The 19,625-nt window shown below is 36.4% G+C and carries 23 protein-coding genes; 11 read left to right on the top strand and 12 right to left on the bottom strand.

Going from position 1 to position 19,625, the window contains the following annotated elements; translation table 11 throughout:
- Positions 1 to 75: 75 nt before the first annotated feature.
- Positions 76 to 1,014, bottom strand: a complete 939-nt coding sequence (locus ACXACQ_RS19945; protein WP_474977754.1) for a tetratricopeptide repeat protein — start codon at positions 1,012 to 1,014, stop codon at positions 76 to 78.
- Positions 1,015 to 1,315: 301 nt separating this feature from the next.
- Here ACXACQ_RS19945 and ACXACQ_RS19940 point away from each other — a divergent pair, with 301 nt between their 5' ends.
- A complete protein-coding gene (locus ACXACQ_RS19940; RefSeq protein ID WP_474977753.1) occupies positions 1,316 to 2,185 on the top strand; it encodes a sigma-70 family RNA polymerase sigma factor in 870 nt (289 codons plus the stop codon).
- A gap of 68 nt (positions 2,186 to 2,253) precedes the next feature.
- Here the strand turns inward: ACXACQ_RS19940 and ACXACQ_RS19935 are convergent, their stop codons facing one another.
- Positions 2,254 to 2,850 carry a hypothetical protein gene (locus tag ACXACQ_RS19935; RefSeq protein WP_474977752.1) on the bottom strand — a complete coding sequence of 199 codons (597 nt, stop codon included), beginning with the start codon at positions 2,848 to 2,850 and terminating at the stop codon, positions 2,254 to 2,256.
- 223 nt (positions 2,851 to 3,073) lie between these two features.
- On the opposite strand from ACXACQ_RS19935, the gene ACXACQ_RS19930 reads away from it, so the two are divergent.
- The 3 genes from ACXACQ_RS19930 (at position 3,074) to ACXACQ_RS19920 (ending at position 4,721) form a co-directional block, all read left to right on the top strand.
- The gene (locus ACXACQ_RS19930; RefSeq protein WP_474977751.1) at positions 3,074 to 3,721 is read left to right on the top strand and encodes an inorganic pyrophosphatase; all 648 of its coding nucleotides are present in this window, start codon (positions 3,074 to 3,076) and stop codon (positions 3,719 to 3,721) included.
- 11 nt (positions 3,722 to 3,732) lie between these two features.
- Positions 3,733 to 4,014: a GNAT family N-acetyltransferase gene (locus ACXACQ_RS19925; protein ID WP_474977750.1), complete on the top strand. Its 282-nt coding sequence runs from the start codon at positions 3,733 to 3,735 to the stop codon at positions 4,012 to 4,014.
- Positions 4,015 to 4,124: 110 nt separating this feature from the next.
- Positions 4,125 to 4,721 (top strand): superoxide dismutase family protein, encoded by a 597-nt coding sequence (locus tag ACXACQ_RS19920; RefSeq protein WP_474977749.1) that lies wholly within the window; start codon positions 4,125 to 4,127, stop codon positions 4,719 to 4,721.
- Positions 4,722 to 5,042: 321 nt separating this feature from the next.
- Here the strand turns inward: ACXACQ_RS19920 and ACXACQ_RS19915 are convergent, their stop codons facing one another.
- On the bottom strand, positions 5,043 to 5,195 hold the full coding sequence (locus ACXACQ_RS19915; RefSeq protein ID WP_474977748.1) for a hypothetical protein: 153 nt from the start codon (positions 5,193 to 5,195) through the stop codon (positions 5,043 to 5,045).
- Positions 5,196 to 5,271: 76 nt separating this feature from the next.
- Positions 5,272 to 6,222 carry a CHAD domain-containing protein gene (locus tag ACXACQ_RS19910; protein WP_474977747.1) on the bottom strand — a complete coding sequence of 317 codons (951 nt, stop codon included), beginning with the start codon at positions 6,220 to 6,222 and terminating at the stop codon, positions 5,272 to 5,274.
- 229 nt (positions 6,223 to 6,451) lie between these two features.
- Here ACXACQ_RS19910 and ACXACQ_RS19905 point away from each other — a divergent pair, with 229 nt between their 5' ends.
- Genes ACXACQ_RS19905 through ACXACQ_RS19895 form a run of 3 tightly spaced genes read left to right on the top strand, consistent with a single transcriptional unit; the run spans position 6,452 to position 9,488 of the window.
- Positions 6,452 to 7,123 carry a c-type cytochrome gene (locus ACXACQ_RS19905; RefSeq protein ID WP_474977746.1) on the top strand — a complete coding sequence of 224 codons (672 nt, stop codon included), beginning with the start codon at positions 6,452 to 6,454 and terminating at the stop codon, positions 7,121 to 7,123.
- Between the two features lie 35 nt (positions 7,124 to 7,158).
- Positions 7,159 to 8,490 carry a Na+/H+ antiporter NhaA gene (gene nhaA, locus ACXACQ_RS19900; protein ID WP_474977745.1) on the top strand — a complete coding sequence of 444 codons (1,332 nt, stop codon included), beginning with the start codon at positions 7,159 to 7,161 and terminating at the stop codon, positions 8,488 to 8,490.
- Complete coding sequence (locus tag ACXACQ_RS19895; RefSeq protein WP_474977744.1) at positions 8,490 to 9,488, top strand: hypothetical protein; 999 nt, start codon at positions 8,490 to 8,492, stop codon at positions 9,486 to 9,488. The genes nhaA and ACXACQ_RS19895 overlap by 1 nt, the downstream gene beginning before the upstream one ends.
- Before the next feature lie 4 nt (positions 9,489 to 9,492).
- Here the strand turns inward: ACXACQ_RS19895 and ACXACQ_RS19890 are convergent, their stop codons facing one another.
- Positions 9,493 to 10,389, bottom strand: a complete 897-nt coding sequence (locus ACXACQ_RS19890) for a mechanosensitive ion channel family protein (RefSeq protein WP_474977743.1) — start codon at positions 10,387 to 10,389, stop codon at positions 9,493 to 9,495.
- Between the two features lie 154 nt (positions 10,390 to 10,543).
- Between ACXACQ_RS19890 and ACXACQ_RS19885 the strand changes: the two genes are divergently transcribed.
- Positions 10,544 to 10,792, top strand: a complete 249-nt coding sequence (locus ACXACQ_RS19885; RefSeq protein WP_474977742.1) for a DUF202 domain-containing protein — start codon at positions 10,544 to 10,546, stop codon at positions 10,790 to 10,792.
- A complete protein-coding gene (locus tag ACXACQ_RS19880) occupies positions 10,792 to 12,579 on the top strand; it encodes an SLC13 family permease (RefSeq protein ID WP_474977741.1) in 1,788 nt (595 codons plus the stop codon). The genes ACXACQ_RS19885 and ACXACQ_RS19880 overlap by 1 nt, the downstream gene beginning before the upstream one ends.
- A gap of 1 nt (position 12,580) precedes the next feature.
- On the opposite strand, the gene ACXACQ_RS19875 is transcribed toward ACXACQ_RS19880, so the two are convergent.
- Positions 12,581 to 13,333 (bottom strand): 7-carboxy-7-deazaguanine synthase QueE, encoded by a 753-nt coding sequence (locus ACXACQ_RS19875; RefSeq protein ID WP_474977740.1) that lies wholly within the window; start codon positions 13,331 to 13,333, stop codon positions 12,581 to 12,583.
- A gap of 90 nt (positions 13,334 to 13,423) precedes the next feature.
- On the opposite strand from ACXACQ_RS19875, the gene ACXACQ_RS19870 reads away from it, so the two are divergent.
- Both ACXACQ_RS19870 and ACXACQ_RS19865 read left to right on the top strand, forming a co-directional pair.
- The gene (locus ACXACQ_RS19870; protein ID WP_474977739.1) at positions 13,424 to 14,653 is read left to right on the top strand and encodes a putative DNA modification/repair radical SAM protein; all 1,230 of its coding nucleotides are present in this window, start codon (positions 13,424 to 13,426) and stop codon (positions 14,651 to 14,653) included.
- Position 14,654: 1 nt separating this feature from the next.
- Complete coding sequence (locus ACXACQ_RS19865) at positions 14,655 to 15,416, top strand: TIGR03915 family putative DNA repair protein (protein ID WP_474977738.1); 762 nt, start codon at positions 14,655 to 14,657, stop codon at positions 15,414 to 15,416.
- Here ACXACQ_RS19865 and ACXACQ_RS19860 read toward each other — a convergent pair.
- The 6 genes from ACXACQ_RS19860 to ACXACQ_RS19835 all read right to left on the bottom strand — a co-directional run bounded on the left by ACXACQ_RS19860 (position 15,413) and on the right by ACXACQ_RS19835 (position 19,603).
- Positions 15,413 to 15,697 (bottom strand): hypothetical protein, encoded by a 285-nt coding sequence (locus ACXACQ_RS19860; protein WP_474977737.1) that lies wholly within the window; start codon positions 15,695 to 15,697, stop codon positions 15,413 to 15,415. The genes ACXACQ_RS19865 and ACXACQ_RS19860 overlap by 4 nt on opposite strands.
- Positions 15,698 to 15,747: 50 nt before the next feature.
- Positions 15,748 to 16,599 (bottom strand): SDR family oxidoreductase, encoded by an 852-nt coding sequence (locus ACXACQ_RS19855; RefSeq protein ID WP_474977736.1) that lies wholly within the window; start codon positions 16,597 to 16,599, stop codon positions 15,748 to 15,750.
- Between the two features lie 3 nt (positions 16,600 to 16,602).
- Positions 16,603 to 16,965 (bottom strand): four-helix bundle copper-binding protein, encoded by a 363-nt coding sequence (locus tag ACXACQ_RS19850; RefSeq protein ID WP_474977735.1) that lies wholly within the window; start codon positions 16,963 to 16,965, stop codon positions 16,603 to 16,605.
- Between the two features lie 140 nt (positions 16,966 to 17,105).
- The gene (locus tag ACXACQ_RS19845; RefSeq protein ID WP_474977734.1) at positions 17,106 to 18,014 is read right to left on the bottom strand and encodes a cation diffusion facilitator family transporter; all 909 of its coding nucleotides are present in this window, start codon (positions 18,012 to 18,014) and stop codon (positions 17,106 to 17,108) included.
- Between the two features lie 93 nt (positions 18,015 to 18,107).
- Positions 18,108 to 19,124 carry an aldo/keto reductase gene (locus ACXACQ_RS19840; RefSeq protein WP_474978492.1) on the bottom strand — a complete coding sequence of 339 codons (1,017 nt, stop codon included), beginning with the start codon at positions 19,122 to 19,124 and terminating at the stop codon, positions 18,108 to 18,110.
- A gap of 17 nt (positions 19,125 to 19,141) precedes the next feature.
- Positions 19,142 to 19,603, bottom strand: a complete 462-nt coding sequence (locus ACXACQ_RS19835) for a hypothetical protein (protein ID WP_474977733.1) — start codon at positions 19,601 to 19,603, stop codon at positions 19,142 to 19,144.
- Between the last annotated feature and the right edge of the window lie 22 nt (positions 19,604 to 19,625).

The following is a 19,625-nucleotide window of genomic DNA, read 5'->3' as shown; positions in this document are numbered from 1 at the left end:
GTAAGAGTTGTTCTTTTAAGAAATATGTTTAAACATTAATTTTATGTTATTTTTTATCTTGAGTGATATAATGTATTAATTACACTCAATCTGCTCTGATAGTTGTATAGTAGTGTCAATGTTTTTTGCCTTTTGATAGTCTACGCAAGCCGATTGAATATCTCCTAATTGATATTGACATCTTGCCCTTCGCGCATAATAGTTTGCGTTTTCTGGTACTAATGATATTGCTTCGGTATAATCCCTAACAGCTTTTTTGTAAATATTTAACTGTTCAAAAGCCTTGCCTCTGAGGAAATATACTTCGCCTGCCTGATAGTTTTTCATCAAGGCTATGTTATAAACATATATAGCTTCTTCATTTTTATTAAGAATGGAGAGTAGCTCTGCTTTATAACAGTAGTACTTATAAAACCTAGGGTTAATACTAATTAAAGAGTCGGTCGATGATATGGCCTTCTCATATAGTTGCGCATCTTTCAGGTTTTTGTACCTATAAAAATAATACTTTTCCTTAAAGGGTAGAATCTTGTTCTGTAAACTGTGCGTGGTTAGCTGTCCAGAAAAGTTTCCGTGCCTGGTAGGAACTATATTATTAATAATGAAGTAGTACCCAAGAGTATCTTGCGGATGCTTAGATATATATTGAGCAAATCGAGCCTTGGCTTGTTCTTGCTGGCCTAGGTTTAAATAAGCAAAACCTGCATATAATAATATTGAATCTTTACGTTGGTTACTTAGCCGTGCAGAGGTCTCAAAATCTTTTAGCGCTAATTCAAATTGATTTTTTTTGAATAAACACAACCCTCTTTCTAAAAAGAAGTTAAAGTTGATAGAGTCTGCTGAGGATAGTTGGTTGGGTTGATCAGTATTACTATATCGGGTAGCTGATGTACAAAGATTTAAGTTTTGATTGATTTCATGGTTTAGTTGCTGTGCTTTTACTGCATGTGAAGTTAAACATATTATTATATAGCCTACATATAAACACCTCCACGCTTTGATCTTCAGCATGTTACTTTATTTAGTCAGCTAGTATAAAGGGAAAAACTAGCTTTGTCAAGAGTTGGTGGTTATTTTTTTATTAAAAAATTTAAGCAAAATAGATATTTTTTTGTATAATGCAAAATTTCCAAGAAAACGGGGTTAATTGCGCGCGGGCTAAGGGAAAAGATAATTTTTTAAAGGTTTATTCATAGTTGAATGGCCTTTAAATTACAGATTAATTTGGAGTATGGAACGATTTTAAAATTAATTTGTTAATAATGATTGAATATAAAAAGGACGTAAATATTACATATTAGGATTAAGGAGAATGAGACAACTTAAGATCACACAGTCTATCACTAACAGGGACAGTAGAACCCTGGAGAAGTACTTTAATGAGATTTCAAAAGATGAATTACTTACCCCTGAAGAAGAGGTGGATCTGGCACAAAGGATTAGAGAGGGAGATGAAGCGGCACTTGAAAAGTTAGTGAAGGCTAATCTACGTTTCGTGGTTTCTGTAGCAAAACAATATCATTACTCTAATAAAATACCTTTAAATGACCTTATTAATGAAGGTAACCTGGGGCTTGTAAAAGCCGCAAAAAGATTTGATGAGAAGAGAGGATTTAAATTTATTTCTTATGCTGTATGGTGGATAAGACAATCAATTATTCAGGCATTAGCTGAGCACTCAAGGATCGTTCGTATTCCATCAAATAAAATTGGTGCGTTATCTAAAATTGATCAGGCGTCTTCATTGCTAGAGCAGCAGTTTGAGCGTGAGCCAACTGATGAGGAGTTAGCTGAGTTATTAGATATGTCAGTAGATGAAGTAAGAACTACTGTTCGTTCTCAAACTAAGCAAGTATCTATCGATAAACCTTTCTCAGAAGATGAGGGTAGCTCTTTACTTGATGTAATGGAAGATGAAGATAGCAATGAGGTAGATAATATTGTTTACAGTGACTCTTTAAGAAGAGAGGTATCAAGATTACTTTCTACTTTAACTGAAAGAGAAAGAATTGTAATAAGTCAATACTTTGGACTTAGTGAAAACACGAGCTTATCTTTAGAAGATATAGGTGAAAACCTAGGTTTGACCAGAGAAAGGGTTAGACAAATTAAAGAGAAGGCATTAAGAAAACTCTCAAAAAATCCGAAAAATGAATTATTAAAACCTTACTTAGCTAACTAAGTTACGGTGATGATAAAATAAAAAAGGGAAGCATTTGCTTCCCTTTTTTATTTATGTTCAAACTAATTTTAGTTGCTCCTAATGTTTTCAAGTTTATTTCTCTCCGTTTGTAAGTCTCTTCTTAGTTTCATTTGCTTCTCAAGAGCATTTCTTTTATACTCTTCAAATTCATCATTTAAACGATCGTAATCCTGAGTTTTCTTCTTAGCAATTCTGTTATTGTCTTTAAACTTGAAAATTAGCACTGCTAAGCCTATGATTAATATGCCAATGATGATGAAGTTAGTGACCTTATAAGCACCTTTATCCATGTCAATACCAAGTACTTCAATGTGCGAAACTCCATATTCTTTTTCAGCTATAACCTCGTCTTTACTTTTAATGGTATTGTTCAGATTTTGAATTTCAGCCTGCTGAGAATTAATTTCATTTTTGGAATCCGCTAAATCTTGCTTAACATTGCCTATGGAATCAAGTACTGTAGTCCAGAAGGCATCCAGTTCATTTTCCTTTATTACTTTGTAACTTTTAAAAGTTCCTGACTTCCCCTTCAGTTCTTGAAACTGATTATCAATGGTATTCACGGTTTGCGTAGAATCATTGTCTTGGGCAGAAACTCCGAAAGTAATTAGGAAAAAAAAGAAAAATGCTATATTACTCCTCATGTATATATTAGTTATCAGTACTGTATTAAAATAAATATTTGCTAAACTAAATAACAAATTAGAACAAAAGTAGATCTATTGTTATTAATAAATATATTTATCGGTAAGGCACTTATTTTAACGATAAATGTGAAATATAAAATTATTAGAATAACTTGTATCTAATAAACAAATAGAATTTCCATAAGTTAGTAGAATTAAACAAATAAATTAATAATTAAATATGTCTGATAGTAAAAGTAGACCGTACATGCTACACCCTTGGCATGGAATACCTATCGGTGAGAATGCACCTGAATTTGTAAATGCATTCATTGAAATGACACCTTCTGATTCTGTGAAGTATGAGATAGATAAAGAATCAGGTTTTTTAAAAGTAGACAGACCACAAAAATTCTCAAATATAGTTCCTGCATTGTATGGTTTTGTTCCTCAAACCTACTGTGCCGAAAATGTAGCTGGCTTATGTCAGGATTTCACTGGGAGAACAGATATCGAAGGTGATGGAGATCCATTGGATATTTGTGTTTTAACAGAGAGAAACATAGTACAAGGCAATATTTTAGTACACGCTATTCCAATCGGTGGTTTTAGAATGATTGATGATGGTGAAGCTGATGATAAAATTATCGCTATTCTAAAAGGAGATGAAGTTTTTCAAGACTGGCATTCAGTAGAAGACTGTCCTGATTCACTCATAAACAGATTGAAGCACTACTTCCTGACTTACAAACAAATGCCGGGAGAAAAGCCTCAAAAGAAAACAGAAATTGTTGAAACATATGGTAGAGAAAAGGCATTTGAAGTAATCAAGGCCAGTAAAATGGACTACGATTTGCACTATAGAAGTGAAAGCGTAGTTACAAAATAAACAATACCATTATGAATAATCTTAATGTACAGCAGGATGTCACCAATCATATTTTTTATGTTAAAGTAAAAGGCGGAACAGCTGTCTTAAGTTATGAACAAATAACTGACAAAAAGCTCGATTTTAAATCCACACACGTACCTGAAGCCTCAAGAGGCGCTGGGGTAGGTGCTCATTTGGTAGAAAGTGCTTTAACTTATGCAAAGGAAAGAGATATTGAGGTTATCCCTACTTGTCCTTTTGTGAAAGATTATATCGAGAAGCATGCTGAATTTGCAGGTGTGGTACACTAAAATATAGTATTAAAATGTCATCAACAGTGTGTAGTGAAATGCACACAAAAGCAATAGGTTTTTATTTTAAAAACCTATTTTTTTTATATCAATTCTAGTTTATACCATTCATGAAAATGTTATTATGGCCTGTTGTTTTTGCGGGTTTATCAACTATGGTCGCATGTGGGGCTAATGAGAGTAACAAACATAGAGCAAAGGCTACAGGTCACATCGAGTCAAGTGAAAATGAAGATTCTGCTGTACATAAATGTGTGGCAAAGGCTATTATAGGGAGTGCTAGCGGAAGTAAGATAAGTGGAGAAGCTACTTTTACTGCTCTTGATAATGGAGACGTGGCTTTTGTTATGTCTTTAGCACATGCAGCGCCAGGAGATCATGCCATAAATATACATCAGTATGGAGACTGTAGTGCACCTGATGCTAAAACGGCAGGTAGTCATTGGAATCCTACTAACGTAGACCATGGTAAAAGAGGAAGTGGTGCAGGTGTATTTCATGCGGGCGATATTGATAATATAAGTGTTGCTGAAGATAGTACAGGCAGTCTTGTGATGAATGTTAAGGGGTGGTCTATAGGGGGAAATGATAGTACTAATATATTAAACAAAGCCATTATCATCCATGCCATGGCTGATGATTTTGAATCTCAGCCTTTTGGTGCAGCAGGCAAGCGCATTGGCTGTGGGGTAATCAACTTAGAGTGATATTTAAACTGATAAATCAATATTAGAAAGGCGGGCTGAAATTTTTTTCGGCCCGTTTGCTTTTATAGTGGTATCAATTACAATATTGAATTCCAAAATTCGGAAGGTTATAGCAATATAGAGACTGGAGATGTTATACAAATGGAGACTTTAAGAAAGAGGATACAAAAGCTAATAGTCTTTAGTAGCGATTAATGAAGCAAAAATGAAGAGGTGAAATTGGTATATAGTATCAGCGAAAGGTAAAAGAGATATTACTGATGAGGTGTGTTGTTATTTTCTTGAAAAGAGGAATTTAGAAGCCAAATAAGAGTAAAACTCTTATTTGGCCTTGCTTAAGGCAATTTTACGTGCAGTAGTTTCTAGTTTCATGTAAGATAATACCTTGTCTACTCTTTCCTCTATTTCTTTTCTTGAAAAATACTTGCTAGGTTGTGGTATTTTTTTGAAGTGACTTCTGATATCAATAATCATAATTTTAAAATTTTGTTAGAGTGTCTTTGTTATCATAACAACGAAAACCATACCATGTTCGTTCTTGTATGAATCTTTAGTATTTAAGTGAATTGAGCTTGGGTAAATTCACTTGCTTTGTCTTTTTGTAATTGTTTTTCCAGCAGGCTGATAGCCACTCTAAAAAGTCATCACTTTTGTAGAAATATAACTTAGCTCCAATTAAAAATGCATGTTGTTGAAGTGTATTTCTTTGATGGTTTATTAAGGCTAATAATAAAACCTTTTCAGCATCATCTTTAAATTTAATAGTCTGCTCTTCTAATGTAGAGGTTAAGATAGCCAAGTCATGGTCAGTGCCTAGGAGGTCAGATAAAGTGTGTAGCTCTTTGTTGTACGCTTTTAAAACATTAGGCCAAATTCTCGAGATAATACTAACCTGATACCTCAGGTATTTTACTCTTTTGCGCCAATCATGAAGGTTTTCTGTTGTATTGTTTTCAGCGGCTTTTGCCATGGCTTCTTTTCCTCTTTTGTAGACACGCCTTAAGCCGGGAGCAATATCTTTAAATTTCATTTTTTTTGGAAGCTCTAATCTGTCCTGTTTGAGGTTTTCACTCAGAGCTTGATGTATATTGTCTAGCCTTTTTTCTTTGTTAATATGCCTGCTGGTGAGTTGCTTTCTGTAGTATTTTAAAGACTGCACAGGCGTTTTGAATGTGTCGTTCTCTAGTTCAGAAGCGTATTGATGCTTTAAATCTTCTATTACATTTATTATGGAAGTGCTGTCGCGTATGGTGGATATCTCTCTTCCTAAGTTCCTGTATAAGTGATTGTGGTATTTGTAATTTTCTTCTCCAATTGGTTCACGGACTAAGCGTAATACGGCCCTTAGCTTTTTTAGTGATTTTCTAACGGCATGTATTACTTCATGATGTTTTTGAGGCTGCATGCGAACTAAGGAATCGTAGGCAGCAGTTAATTCCTCATTAATTAATCTATTTATACCCTTAGAAAAGGTTTCTTCATTGCTAATTTTTAAGCTCATGCTTTTTTTTGTTTGATGAATTGACTTCAATATTTAAGCCATCACATCATTGTAGCTTATGGATGGGGAGGTAAATATTAAGTGTGTATAATTATGCACGGGTAGGGTAGGGCATTGCACATCAATTTTGTTTTATATGTAGCCGGATTACGCGATAAATGGCACATATGCTCATGGCACAACTTTTATTATAATACTTACTAAAAAAGTAAATTATAATGAAAGAGTTATGAGAAAATTAGGAAGCATTTTCATTTGTATATATATCCTTTGTGCTTTTAATGCCAATGCTCAAGACAATATAACTAAGCAGCCCATAAATTATTACAAAACACATTCGGACGCTAAAATTCCCACAGATAATGAAACTATACTAGGAGGGAAAAAGCTGTTTAGTAATCAGTGTGCAGAGTGCCATGAGTTTTGTAAGCAAAAGACCGGGCCTTCTTTATCCAGTGTAACAGATAGAAGACCATTGAGCTGGTTATTAGCTTTTATTCCCAGCTCTCAAACTGTTATTCAATCTGGTGATGAATATGCTCAGCACCTATATAAAAGTTATAGCAATACCGTGATGCCCGATTTTAAGTACCTATCAGAAGATGATATACTTTCTATATTGGCTTATATCAAACAAGAGTCTTCGGCAGCAAGTAGTGTAGCCGGAGTAAATGCCAGTGGGGTGAGCAACGGAGGGAAAGAGATTGAAAAACATGAAGCATACTTAGACGACCATAAGGCAGAATCAGCAGAGCAAGTTAAGCAACAGGACAGCACGTATGATACGATGCGAGGATCTTTTAAGGTGGGGATGCTAATAGTGGTGCTAGTGACTTTGGCAGTGGCATTAATGATAATAGGGGTGATCTGGAAGCGTACCAGGCGAGAAAAGCATGTTTAATGAATTGGGTTTTAATAATAAGTTTATATTAATTAATGGAAGAACACGTAGGTCATACTCCTGTAGATTATGTAAAGGATACAGCTAGGAAATTTGCCAATAGAGAAACTGTGGGCGGACTGTTATTAATACTGGCTACCATTGTAGCAGTATTGGTGATGAATAGTCCTTTCGCTGAAGCTTATGAGCATTTTTGGAATGAAAAATATGTAATTGCTAATGAAGACTTTGGTATAAACCGGTCATTGCATCATTGGGTAAATGACGGTTTAATGGTCATATTCTTCTTTGTGGTAGGATTAGAGTTGAAAAGAGAGTTTCTGGTAGGAGAGTTGGCAAGCATAAAAAATTCAAGCGTACCCGTATTAGCTGCAATAGGAGGGATGGCTTTCCCGGCCTTGATATATGTACTATTCAATTTGGGAGGTGAAAATATTCATGGTTGGGGAGTGCCTATGGCTACAGACATTGCCTATTCATTAGGTATTTTGGCTTTGGTGGGCAAGCGTGTGCCTGCGGGGCTGAAAATATTCCTTACCGCATTGGCTATTGTTGATGACATTGGCGCTATTCTGGTAATCGCTTTCTTTTATAGTTCTGAAATATCTTGGATAAGTCTAGGCTTTGCAGGTGGGATTTTGGCAGTGCTTATCTTTATTAACTTGATGGGAGTGAGGAATATACCCATTTATTTATTGTTGGGAATTGGCCTATGGGTGGCATTTTTTATGAGTGGTGTACACTCTACTCTTGCAGGTGTGATTTTGGCTTTTGCAATCCCTGTTAAGGTTAAAATGGGTACTAAACAATTTAAACATAAGGCAGAGGATAAGCTTAAAGAATTAGAGGAGACTGATCTAGATCATAGAAGTGCTCTGAAGGATAAGAGACAGTTAGACATTATCCATGAAATTAGAGATTATACCATATTAACTCGTTCACCTCTTCTGAGATTAGAAAATAATCTTTCAGGGTTCAATGCCTTTTTTATTATTCCGGTATTTGCATTAGCCAATGCAGGCGTAGAATTTGGCTCTCAATGGACCGAAGTGTTTACTGCCAGTGCTGGCTTAGGTATTATGATCGGCCTGCTTGTGGGTAAATTTCTCGGTGTATTTGGCTTTACCTTTTTAGCCACCAAGTTGGGCTTGGGAAATTTACCTAAAAACTGTAACTGGTCGCACATGGCCGGAGTTGCTTGCCTTGCAGGTATAGGGTTTACCATGTCATTATTCATTACAGGCCTGGCATTTGATAAAGGTGAAATTATAGATGTAGCCAAAATAGCTATTTTGTTGGTTTCTTTTATAGCCGCTATTCTAGGATTAATAATTCTTTCTTTGACTTCAAAAAAACAAAACAATTAATGCAAAAAGCAATAACCTTGCTTTTACTGATGTTTATAGTTGGTTCAGTAAAGGCTCAGGATACTTTGGAAGTAGCAGATACCGCTTCCATTATTAATGATAATCCGCAAGGATCTAATTTTTTACCGCTGATATATGCTGATAGAAAGTTGTCATACTTTACAGTGACCGAGGGTTTGGGTAACCTAGATCCAATATTAACTGAAGCTCGATTTTCTGGAAGTTATTTTATAAAGAAAAGTGCTGTCAATTGGGCCTTAGAGTTGAATTTAAATTTAACGCTTAGAATGTTAAATAAGTATTCATTCCCCATCAATACACCATCTTATAATCCTGAAATAACCTACTATAGGTATTTTCCTGCATGGAAGAATACTTTTTTTAGTAAGCTTTTTTATGATGAAGCTTATTGGGAAATTTCGGCAGGTCATCACTCTAATGGTCAGGGGGAATCTTTTTATGTGCAAGACAGTGCGGGCAATGATACCAATCAGATTAACTTAAAGAATGGTAGCTTTTCAGTAGAATATCTTGAAGCTGGTTTTTCGACTTTTACGAGTCGTAATAAAAATGGTATGAACTACATTACCAACCTAAAACTGTTATTCAGGGCTTACCCTTCTAAATGGTATTCTCCTGAGTTGGAAGGTGAATATGGCTTTTACCGATTGTATGGAACCTTCAATATATATCGTTTGCCCATTGGAAAACCGCAAGAAGATAGTTTTTTTGCACGATCAAGACTTAGGGTGCATGCCGGTTGGATTATGGGTGATATGGGAGGTATAGCACCCACTGATGTCTCTAAGCGGTTTATAAACGAATGTACTTATTTTTATTATCCCAAATGGCTAGCCGAAATGTCCTTTTTTGTAAGATACTACCATGGTCAGGATTATTATAACATTCATTTCAAAAAGACATTGGATGTTTTTCAAATTGGCATAGCCTCTAATCCTATTAACTTTAAAGACTTCGCCAAATTTGTAAAGAAATAAGAGATTAATCTCTCTTATTTCTCAATGCTTCACTTAGCTTCTCACCACCTTTAATTCCAAAATCTAAGGTTCTTATTGGGAATGGAATAGTAATATCATTAGCATCAAATGCCTTTTTAAGGTTTTTGATGCCTTCACTTTGGGCGTGCAGATAGTCGGGTTGGCGCCTGAAAGCCACCCAATATCTCACTACAAAGTTGATGGAGCTGTCACCAAATTCTAGAAAGAAGAATTCTACTTTTCTATCGGGGAGTAAATTAGGGATTCTTTCAATAGCTGCAACAGTTATTTTTTCTACTTTATCCAAATCATCTCCGTAAGAGATCCCACATTTTAAATCAATTCTGCGCCTTCCATTAATGGTGTAGTGGCGGTATAGATTCTGAAATATGAGCCTGTTGGGAATAACCACATCTTGCCCATGCGGGTCGTAAATGGTAGTGGCTCTTAGCCCTATGCTCTTCACCGTTCCGAATATGTCGTTAGATTCCACAATATCGCCCACATTAATGGGGCTTTGTACTGCCATTATAATGCCCGATATTAGGTTGGCTGCGGCATCTTGAAACGCAAAACCTAGGGCTAAACCAACAACCCCCACACCGGCCAGTACAGAAGTGACAGTCTTGTCTAATTTCAGTACCCCAAGAGCTATCATTAAACCCACTAATATAATAATGAAAGATGTGATGGAGAGAATGAGCTTTACCACAGATTCATTTTGCATAAACCTGTGCATGATATTTCCTAAAAGCTTAACTGCCATTTTAGAAAGCAGGTAGAACGCCACCATTACTAATATGGCAATTACAATATTTGGAAGCATGATAATGAGCTTATCCAGCCATGCTTCAAGTTTGTGCACAACTATTTTTGATGCATCTGTAATTTGTGTAAACATAATGAACTAGTGCATAGTTATATCTTGAATTTATAGATTTTGAGTAGTAAACCTCCATTGCTTAAGATTTGTTTATCAAATAAGCGGGAGTATATGATTCAGTACCTATATCTGGATTGAATATACAGATAATTCAAAATAAAAAAGAATAGCGATGGAAACGATGAGAGATAGAAGACACCACTTTGCGCGCATTAGAACGCAGATGGCCAATGAAAGAACGCTGATGTCTTATTACAGAGCATCTTTAGCACTGCTGGGTATTAGTGCTTTTATTTTTAAATTCTATGTTTCTGTTCTGTTTACGGTAATGTCTGTGGTGGTTTTGCTGGCAGGCTTAGTGTTGGCAGGGTATGGCACTAAGCGTTATTTTAAGTTTAAAAAGAAAATTTTGAGGAGATAATGTCAATAGAAATACTGACGGTATTTATAATACTGGTTGTTGCTCTGATACTGTTTGTATTTGGGCTGGTGGCGGTAGATGTTACAGCCATAATAGTTATGGTTGGTTTAATGGTAACGGGCATTTTAACTCCTGAGGAAGGTGTTTCAGGGTTTAGTAATCCTGCTACGTTAACGGTTTTGGCTTTATTAATAATTAGCGAAGGCCTCAAAACTACGGGAGCTGTAGACCTTCTGGGCGATAAGGTGACTAAAATAGCAGGACGCACCGAGTGGGTCACCATTTTGGTGGTGATGTTAATATCGGCAATTGCTTCTGCTTTTATTAATACTACTGCGGTGGTGGCAGTGTTTATTCCGGTGGTTTTTAGAATTAGCAGAGCTACGGGTATTCATGTTTCTATGCTGCTGATGCCTCTGTCTTTTTCAGCTATGATAGGCGGTGCATCTACTATGGTAGGCACCTCTACTAATCTTTTGATTAATTCGCTAAGTGTAGCCAATGGGCTTGAAAAGTTTAGAATATTTGATTTAAGCTTAATGGGAGTGATACTTTTTGTTTCTCTAGCGCTTTTCTTTTTGTTTATAGGTCGGTTTTTACTTAAAAACGGTAGGCATGCCGTGATAGATGATCAGGAAACAGATATTAAAGATTACATCTTAGAGGTAGAAGTAAAGGAGAAATCATCGTTGATTGGAAAAAAACTAGAAAATTCTCTTTTGCTTAAGCAATCTGATGATTTTAAGGTGCTTAGGGTGGTAAGGGAGAATGCTACACACCCGCCATTGCAGGTAGATAAGTTACAGGAGAATGATGTTTTAGTAATTAAAACAAACATTAAGGAAGTTCTTCGGTTAAATAAAGACGAAAACGTACAACTCTTATCACGACCAACCATTAAACTTGATGAGGAGAAGGAGAATAATTATGACTTGTTTGAAGCATTAATTACTCCAAATTCAGGGTTAATAGATCAGAAGATTAAGGCAGTGAATTTTGAAAAGTACTACAATGCCTATCCATTAGCTGTTCGTAACAAAGGTGTTATGGGGCAGCAAAAAATGATGGATCATAAGTTAAAGTTAGGGGACATTCTTCTTATGGAAGGAGATGTTTCTAAAGATACGCTGTACTCTAGAAAAGATTGGGTGGCTATTCAAAAAATAGCCAAAGAGAAACTTGAATCTAATCTGTATCGAAGGGATAAGCTGGCAATATCGGTTTTCATTCTTATAGGTGTAATAGGGCTAGCGGTCAGCAATATTTTACCTATTCTCATTAGCGCTTGGTTAGGGGTGGTAGCTATGGTTTTAACCCGCTCCATCTCATTAAAAATAGCTTATGAAAATGTAGAATGGAAAGTCTTCTTTTTACTAGCCGGACTTATTCCTTTGGGTACAGCTATGACTAAAACTAAAGCTGATGAATACCTTGCAGATCTTATAGTACATATGACTTGGGGTAATTCTCCTATTATGGTCATTTCGGTACTCTTTATCTTTACCACTCTTTTTACGGGTATAGTTTCTAATCAAGCTACGGCAGTATTATTAGTGCCAATAGCTATAAAGGTAGCGGCTAGCCTTTCTATGCCTCCGGAGCCATTGGTAATTGCTATTTTATTTGGAGCTAATACAAGCTTTCTCACGCCCGTGGGCTATCAGACCAATGCCATGATTTATGGTCCGGGGAATTATAAATTTGTAGATTATTTAAAGGTAGGAGGAGTTTTATGTTTGATTTTTTGGGGCATAGCCACCTTTTTAATCCCTAAATTATACATGTAAATTAAACCCCTCGCTTGTTGCCATAAATATGAATATGCAGCCTGTCGGTGTAGTTGAAGCCGTATTCTTTACAGATTTCAACTAGCCACAGTTGTTTGCTTTTGAGGTCTTCAGGCGAGGTGCCCTGTGGCATTAAATAAATTTTTCCTGAAGCAATTCGGTAGGTTTCTATTAAATCTAAAACTTCTGAAAGGTCTGCCTCAGCATTGATTACAAATTTAAAATTAGCCTTTTCGCTGCTAGCAAAGAATGTCATGGCCTCTGGTTTAATCCTTAGCTTTTCATCATTGTTAGAGTTAGATAATTTTACAGAAACATTGTACTGGTTAATAAGGCTATCAAAGTTTGATGAAGGCTTCAGTGTTCCATTGGTTTCTGTTTCAAACCAAAAATCGCTATTTATCGCTCTCAGGTGGGTCATCAACTTGGTAAGGTCTGTTTGTTGAAGAAAAGGCTCACCACCAGTCAAAATTACATTTAAACAGGAGTGAGAAAGGATTCTTTCGCTCACTTCTTCAATGCTTAACTCCTCTATATAATCTGATTTGGTAAATTTTGAATAACCTTCTTGTTGATCGTGCACATGCTCAAAAGGGGTGCCTTTCCAGTTCCAAGTATAATCCGTGTCACACCAAATACAATGTAGGTTACATAATGATGTTCTTACAAATATGCTGGGTTTGCCCAAGCTTTTCCCTTCACCTTGAATGCTGTAGAATATTTCAGCGTTTCCGTTCAGCTTTGCCAATTTCATAACGCAAAAGTAAGTGTTTCTTTATTATTAGCCTTGTTTAAATCTATTAATAAAAATAGTTTTTGCTAATAAAATTAGTATTTTAGCGTCATGAAAATGTCAGTACAAGAGAAGCTTGAGATATTGGCAGACGCTGCTAAATATGACGTAAGCTGTGCCTCTAGTGGTAGTAATAGAAAGAATAAGAATAATGGCCTTGGTAATGCTACAGGCATGGGTATATGTCACAGCTATTCTGAAGACGGGCGGTGTATTTCTTTGCTAAAGATATTACTTACTAATTATTGCATATACGATTGTGCCTATTGCGTTAGTCGGTCTAGTAACGATATTCAAAGAGCGGCTTTTACCGTAAATGAGGTCGTAGATCTTACTATTAATTTCTATCGAAGAAATTACATAGAAGGTCTTTTCTTAAGCTCAGGCATTTTTAAGAATGCAGATTATACTAATGAAAGGCTTATCAGAATAGCTAAGTCATTGCGGTTAGAGCATAACTTTAATGGGTATATACATCTGAAAATTATTCCGGGCTGCAGCCAGGATGTGATAGATGAGGCAGGATTATATGCAGATCGTTTGAGTGTAAATATGGAAATTCCCACTGAACGTTCTTTGAAGAAAATTGCTCCCGAGAAATCTCTAATTTCGGTTTATAGCCCAATGAACTATCTTCAGGAGCGTATTACTGTGTATAAAGATGAGAAAAAACGCTTTAAAAATGTTAAGACGTTTGTGCCTGGAGGGCAAAGCACGCAGCTCGTGGTTGGGGCTTCTCCAGAAAATGATTTTGACATATTGCATTTAGCCAATAACCTTTACAATGATCAAAAACTTAGAAGGGTGTATTATTCAGGTTACATCCCTGTCAGTAATGATGCACGTTTGCCTGCGCTAACTGCAGCTCCACTAAAAAGAGAAAATAGATTGTATCAAGCAGATTGGCTTCTCAGGTTTTATGGTTTCAATGTAGATGAAATAGTCAATGAACAATACACTCATCTTGATTTAAATATCGACCCTAAATTGGCTTTTGCACTGAGAAACATTCACTTATTTCCTGTAAATATCAATTTTGCGGATAAAGAAATGCTATTGCGTATACCCGGAGTGGGGGTAAAGTCTGTGCATATGATATTGCAAAGTCGTAAACACGGATTAGTCCGGTTTGAACATTTGCGTAAAATGGGTATAGCCATGAATAGGGCGCAGCATTTCATTGAAGTACCCGGACGGCCCCTTTTGAAAACCATAGGAAACCCAGGTTTAATCAAGAATAATATCCTTACTAAAGGAAAAAATCAATTGAGTTTATTCTAATATGATCTATTTGTATGACGGTTCGTTTGAAGGATTGTTATCGGTGATTTTTCAAATATATGATCGGAAAGAAGAGCCCGATAAAATAATAAAAGAGAACCAGAGCCAGGGATTTTTATTTCATGATAAAGTGGTGAATGTAATAACCGATGGGGCACATTCTGCCAGGGTTTTGAAGGGGCTTAAAGCCAGACTTTCTTCAGTAGGGGTAAACAACCTTTACAAATGCCTTTTAAGTGAGATAGATGATATAGAAATGGTGATTTACGGGTATATCAAATACGCCTTAGCCGCAAAACAAAATATAGAAACTGATTTTAGAAATGCCTTTGTTTTAAAAGTGAAACAGGTGGTGAAAATGATCGGTCGAGAGGTGCATAGAATGCATGCCTTTGTACGTTTTCAAAAAACAAAAGATAGTATTTTTACATCTACTATAGCTCCTGATTTTGATGTAATGCCTTTAATAGGTAATCATTTTGAAGCCCGATATAAAGATCAAAAATGGTTGATATATGATACCAAAAGAGGATACGGTATTTATTATGATATGGCTATAGTGCAGATGGTGAAATTTGCCGATGTAGAGTGGCAATCGCGAAATAAGATTAAATCTTCGGTGTTGGATGAAAATGAAGATCTTTATACTACCTTATGGAAGAGTTATTTTACTTCCACACATATCAAAGAAAGAACTAATATGAAGCTTCACATACAACATGTGCCTAAAAGGTACTGGAGGTACTTGCCAGAGAAGAACTAGAAATGCGCGTAGCCATCAGTATCATTTGTGTTTTCTTTTGAGGATAAGTGTTGAATGACCTGCTGCAATTTTTCCTCTGTAAATATGAGCTCATTATTCTTTTTAGTGATTATATCACAGATATTAAGTATGCAGCTTACTTCTTCTTGCTTTAATTCTGCCTGTTCAGTGTATAGTAATAATGAAGTAAGCTTAGACCTTAAGTTAATTGAGCAGTTTTTAAGTTTTTCAGCATAGCTGTTAAGGTGATCAAATGTCAGTTCTGATGTAGGTTCTCGCATGGGAAAGTCGGTTAGGTAATATATATCTGAACGGACTTTCTAAATTAATGTTACCCTCCAACTACCTCACCACCATTTACATGAATTACCTGACCAGTAATATAACTGGCATCTTGGCTACCTAAAAACACATAAGCAGGACCTACCTCAGAAGGCTGTCCGGCTCTTCCTAATGGAGTTTTTTTGCCAAAGTTGTGAAGTTCATCAAATGTAGAGGGTATTAAGGGAGTCCAAATGGGGCCTGGAGCTACAGCGTTTACTCTTATGCCTTTCGGGGCCAGGTTTTTAGCCAAAGATCGGGTGAAGGATAATATAGCTCCTTTGGTGCTGCTATAATCCATTAAATGCGCACTTCCTCTATATGCGGTTACAGAGGTGGTATTGATTATGTTTGAGCATTTATTTAAATGGATTGATACTTCTTTTGTAAACTGAATTAAAGATATAATATTGGTGTGAAAGGTGTTTAAAAGGTGCTCTTCAGTGATATCAGTAAGTTCATCTTCGGGGTATTGAACCGCTGCGTTGTTAACTAAGATATCAATGGTGTTAAAGTCTTCTAGTAGCTTTGATAACACCTCTCTTCTAAAATTTCCGTCTTTTAAATCTCCACTGAAAATGTAGCAAATGCCACCTTCTTGTTCTATTAAGGATGTTGTTTCTTTTGCATCGTCATTTTCTTCGAGGTAAATGATTGCCACTATGGCGCCTTCTCTTGCATAATGAACAGCTACAGACCTACCAATGCCACTGTCGCCACCGGTAATTAAAGCAAGTTTATTTTGTAACTTATGACTTCCTTTATAGGTACTTTTAATGATTTCAGGCTTAGGGTACATAGACCTTTCTTTACCAGGCTGAGTAGCTTGCTGTTGTTCAGGAAAGTTAGTGGGCTGGCTCATAAGCTATGCACTTAATTTAGTGATGGGAGATAGAAAATAATGATCTTTATGCTTTTCTTCCTGAAGGTATGCTAAGCATATTTCGGCACTTTCATCGCACTTATTTATGATAGAGCGTACTTCTCTGTCTTCATGATTTTTCCATTTTTGTGCTAATTTTTTGCAGATATGGATATATTGCTTCATTAAAGTACGTGGTGTATGATCTTGTGGCATTTTCATAATTAGCATAATGCCTGCATCTGCACAATCTATAGCTGAAGAAACGCAATCTTTGTATAGTCCATTTCTCACACTTTTATTGGCTAACGATTCGCACGCCATTACTGAATCGTTGATAGATAATATTACTTTAGATTTTTCCATTGTTCGGTGTAGTTTCTAAATGCTACATCGAATTATTGTGCCAATATGAAAAAAATAGGTTGGTAAGGCTTGTGGAGATAGAAATAATCTATCCTATAAACTTAACTTGAGTAAGTTGTGTTAGTTTTTTGACTTTATTTTCACTTTTTTGAGCTAGTATCATTAGGCTCTACATGTATCATAACTCCAAGAACCTGTGGTAATTTCAATTGTATTTTGTCTTTTACTTCGTGTGCTATAGTGTGACCTTCTTCTACAGAGATGTCAGGATTTACCCATATGTGTAGATCAGCGTGGTACATAACACCCATCTTGCGAATATGACATTTCTCTACCTTATGTACGGTAGTAAAACTCTCAGCTATTTGTTGCACAGCCATTTCAAGTTCAGGATCTAGAGACTCATCAAGCAGCTCGCCAATGGCAGGTCTGAAAATAAGATACGCATTAATTAAAATAAAGCCAGCAGCAAACAGTGCTGCATAATCATCTGCGGTTTCGTATCCTTTGCCACCAATAATTGCAATAGAGATACCGATAAATGCAGCAGCGGAAGTGATGGCGTCACTTCTGTGGTGAAATGCATCTGCTTTAACGGCACCACTTTCTATTTCTAAACCTGTTTTTAGTACGTAGCGGTACAATAATTCTTTAGTAACAATTACTACTACCAATATTATCAAAGTATAAGGAGCCGGTGTTTTGTGAGGCTCCATGATGTGGTAAATACTATCTTTAATAATGATAAAGGCTGCAATAACCAATGCTAATGATATACCTATGGATATTAGTGCTTCTGCTTTTCCATGGCCATACGGATGGTTTTCATCAGGTGGCTTTACTGACCATTTTAGGCCAAACCACATCAGGGTACTAGTAAATACATCACCTGCCGATTCTATGGCGTCTGCTATTAGCGCGTAAGAGTTTCCATATATGCCTCCCAGCGCCTTAATAATGGCTAAAAAACCACTAAATACTATGCCTGTCAGGGTGGTTTTTAACCCTTTGTTACTGGGATGATCTTCAAATATAGGAGACTGTTGCATTGCAGTTAGACGAGTGAAAAAAAATGGAGGCGCGAAAGTAAGAAATCCTTTAGCTAAACCACACCTCCATTCATTTAAATTTAATGCTTATTTCTAGAATCCAGAATATTGATCTATTAAATTCATTTCATCTTCAGTGAATTTTTGGTTTTCTAATGATGCAATGTTTTCCAATAGTTGTTCTGGAGAGCTAGCACCAATTAATACTGAAGCTACTTGCGGTCTGTTTAACAGCCATGCAATAGACATTTGCGATAGCTTTTGCCCTCTTTCTTTGGCTAAAGATGCTAACGCTTTTATTTTATCCTGATTTTTAAGCACACTTTCTTTGTCCAGATAAGTGAAGTTTTTTGCCGCACGGCTATTTTCAGGAATGCCATCTACATACTTGTCTGTTAGCATGCCTTGCGCCAAAGGAGAAAAAGCAATGCACCCAAGTTGGTGTTCACCCAAAGTGTGAAGCAACCCTTCTTCAACCCACCTGTCAAGGATAGAGTAGCGTGCCTGATGTATAATGAAAGGTACTTGATACTCTTTCAATAATTTTGCTGCCTGAGCAGTTTCTTCATGGCCATAGTTGCTTATTCCAATATATAATGCCTTTCCCTGCCTTACCATATCTGCTAATGCAAGCATTGTTTCTTCCAAAGGCGTTTCTGGATCAGGTCTATGGTGGTAAAATAAATCTACATAATCCAGATTCATTCTTTTTAGGCTTTGGTCAAGGCTGGCCATTAAATACTTTCTTGAGCCAAAGTTGCCATAAGGGCCGGGCCACATGTCATAGCCGGCTTTTGAAGAGATAAATAACTCATCTCTATATTGTGTGAAATCTTTTTTTAATATAGTACCAAAGTTTTCTTCAGCAGAGCCATATGGAGGGCCATAATTGTTAGCCAGGTCGAAGTGAGTGATGCCGTTGTCAAATGCTGTTTTAAGCATATTTCTGGCATTTTGTATATTGTCAACAAAACCGAAATTGTGCCATAGTCCTAATGAGATAGCGGGTAAAAGTACTCCACTATTACCACATCTTTTGTAAGTCATGGAATCATAGCGGTGGTCCGCTGCCTTATATTCGGTGCTGTTGGTTTTATCGTTAGTGCGCATTTCCATATATATGATCGTTATTCTTCTGTGTTGTCAAACTCATCATTAGTATAGCCCGGAGGGTTAAATAGGCCCCAAGGGTCAATGATAAAGTTGTCTTTGTCAAAATTTTTCACCCATTGAACAAACAGCAGGCGATATTCTTCTAATGATTCTCGTATTAAGGCTAAGTATTGAATGTCTTTGAAACCGAAGGTTTCTAATCCACTACAGTGGGCCATTAGGTCTCTGGCAGCTTTTCTGATCATAGTGGCATTTTCCATGCGTAAATCGTAAAGGTCAGCAATTTCAGCGCTCACCACTTGTATGGTTAAGGTGGAAGCATCTTCCATCATAAACCTTTTATAGTTAGTGAGCATGGGGTTGTCTTCCGATATCAGATCAGTAATCTTTTCTGTAATCTCCAGTATCTCTTTACCCTTTCGGTATATTGCTAACTTTTGAGGGTTGCTGGCCGCATCATCATTGTCCTCAAGCATAATTACAGTGATTAGTGTTGGT

This window comes from Fulvivirga sp. AWR4_260 (assembly GCF_056158185.1).
Note: the sequence above shows the minus strand (reverse complement) of the source record. Positions and strands in the feature narration are given on the sequence as shown.

What these genes read in the sequence shown, in the direction of transcription:
- ACXACQ_RS19945 (WP_474977754.1), bottom strand. Translation starts at nt 1,014, where the DNA reads ATGCTGAAGATCAAAGCGTGGAGGTGTTTATATGTAGGCTATATAATA.
- ACXACQ_RS19940 (WP_474977753.1), top strand. Translation starts at nt 1,316, where the DNA reads ATGAGACAACTTAAGATCACACAGTCTATCACTAACAGGGACAGTAGA.
- ACXACQ_RS19935 (WP_474977752.1), bottom strand. Translation starts at nt 2,850, where the DNA reads ATGAGGAGTAATATAGCATTTTTCTTTTTTTTCCTAATTACTTTCGGA.
- ACXACQ_RS19930 (WP_474977751.1), top strand. Translation starts at nt 3,074, where the DNA reads ATGTCTGATAGTAAAAGTAGACCGTACATGCTACACCCTTGGCATGGA.
- ACXACQ_RS19925 (WP_474977750.1), top strand. Translation starts at nt 3,733, where the DNA reads ATGAATAATCTTAATGTACAGCAGGATGTCACCAATCATATTTTTTAT.
- ACXACQ_RS19920 (WP_474977749.1), top strand. Translation starts at nt 4,125, where the DNA reads ATGAAAATGTTATTATGGCCTGTTGTTTTTGCGGGTTTATCAACTATG.
- ACXACQ_RS19915 (WP_474977748.1), bottom strand. Translation starts at nt 5,195, where the DNA reads ATGATTATTGATATCAGAAGTCACTTCAAAAAAATACCACAACCTAGC.
- ACXACQ_RS19910 (WP_474977747.1), bottom strand. Translation starts at nt 6,222, where the DNA reads ATGAGCTTAAAAATTAGCAATGAAGAAACCTTTTCTAAGGGTATAAAT.
- ACXACQ_RS19905 (WP_474977746.1), top strand. Translation starts at nt 6,452, where the DNA reads ATGAGAAAATTAGGAAGCATTTTCATTTGTATATATATCCTTTGTGCT.
- nhaA (WP_474977745.1), top strand. Translation starts at nt 7,159, where the DNA reads ATGGAAGAACACGTAGGTCATACTCCTGTAGATTATGTAAAGGATACA.
- ACXACQ_RS19895 (WP_474977744.1), top strand. Translation starts at nt 8,490, where the DNA reads ATGCAAAAAGCAATAACCTTGCTTTTACTGATGTTTATAGTTGGTTCA.
- ACXACQ_RS19890 (WP_474977743.1), bottom strand. Translation starts at nt 10,389, where the DNA reads ATGTTTACACAAATTACAGATGCATCAAAAATAGTTGTGCACAAACTT.
- ACXACQ_RS19885 (WP_474977742.1), top strand. Translation starts at nt 10,544, where the DNA reads ATGGAAACGATGAGAGATAGAAGACACCACTTTGCGCGCATTAGAACG.
- ACXACQ_RS19880 (WP_474977741.1), top strand. Translation starts at nt 10,792, where the DNA reads ATGTCAATAGAAATACTGACGGTATTTATAATACTGGTTGTTGCTCTG.
- ACXACQ_RS19875 (WP_474977740.1), bottom strand. Translation starts at nt 13,333, where the DNA reads ATGAAATTGGCAAAGCTGAACGGAAACGCTGAAATATTCTACAGCATT.
- ACXACQ_RS19870 (WP_474977739.1), top strand. Translation starts at nt 13,424, where the DNA reads ATGAAAATGTCAGTACAAGAGAAGCTTGAGATATTGGCAGACGCTGCT.
- ACXACQ_RS19865 (WP_474977738.1), top strand. Translation starts at nt 14,655, where the DNA reads ATGATCTATTTGTATGACGGTTCGTTTGAAGGATTGTTATCGGTGATT.
- ACXACQ_RS19860 (WP_474977737.1), bottom strand. Translation starts at nt 15,697, where the DNA reads ATGCGAGAACCTACATCAGAACTGACATTTGATCACCTTAACAGCTAT.
- ACXACQ_RS19855 (WP_474977736.1), bottom strand. Translation starts at nt 16,599, where the DNA reads ATGAGCCAGCCCACTAACTTTCCTGAACAACAGCAAGCTACTCAGCCT.
- ACXACQ_RS19850 (WP_474977735.1), bottom strand. Translation starts at nt 16,965, where the DNA reads ATGGAAAAATCTAAAGTAATATTATCTATCAACGATTCAGTAATGGCG.
- ACXACQ_RS19845 (WP_474977734.1), bottom strand. Translation starts at nt 18,014, where the DNA reads ATGCAACAGTCTCCTATATTTGAAGATCATCCCAGTAACAAAGGGTTA.
- ACXACQ_RS19840 (WP_474978492.1), bottom strand. Translation starts at nt 19,124, where the DNA reads ATGCGCACTAACGATAAAACCAACAGCACCGAATATAAGGCAGCGGAC.
- ACXACQ_RS19835 (WP_474977733.1), bottom strand. Translation starts at nt 19,603, where the DNA reads ATGCTTGAGGACAATGATGATGCGGCCAGCAACCCTCAAAAGTTAGCA.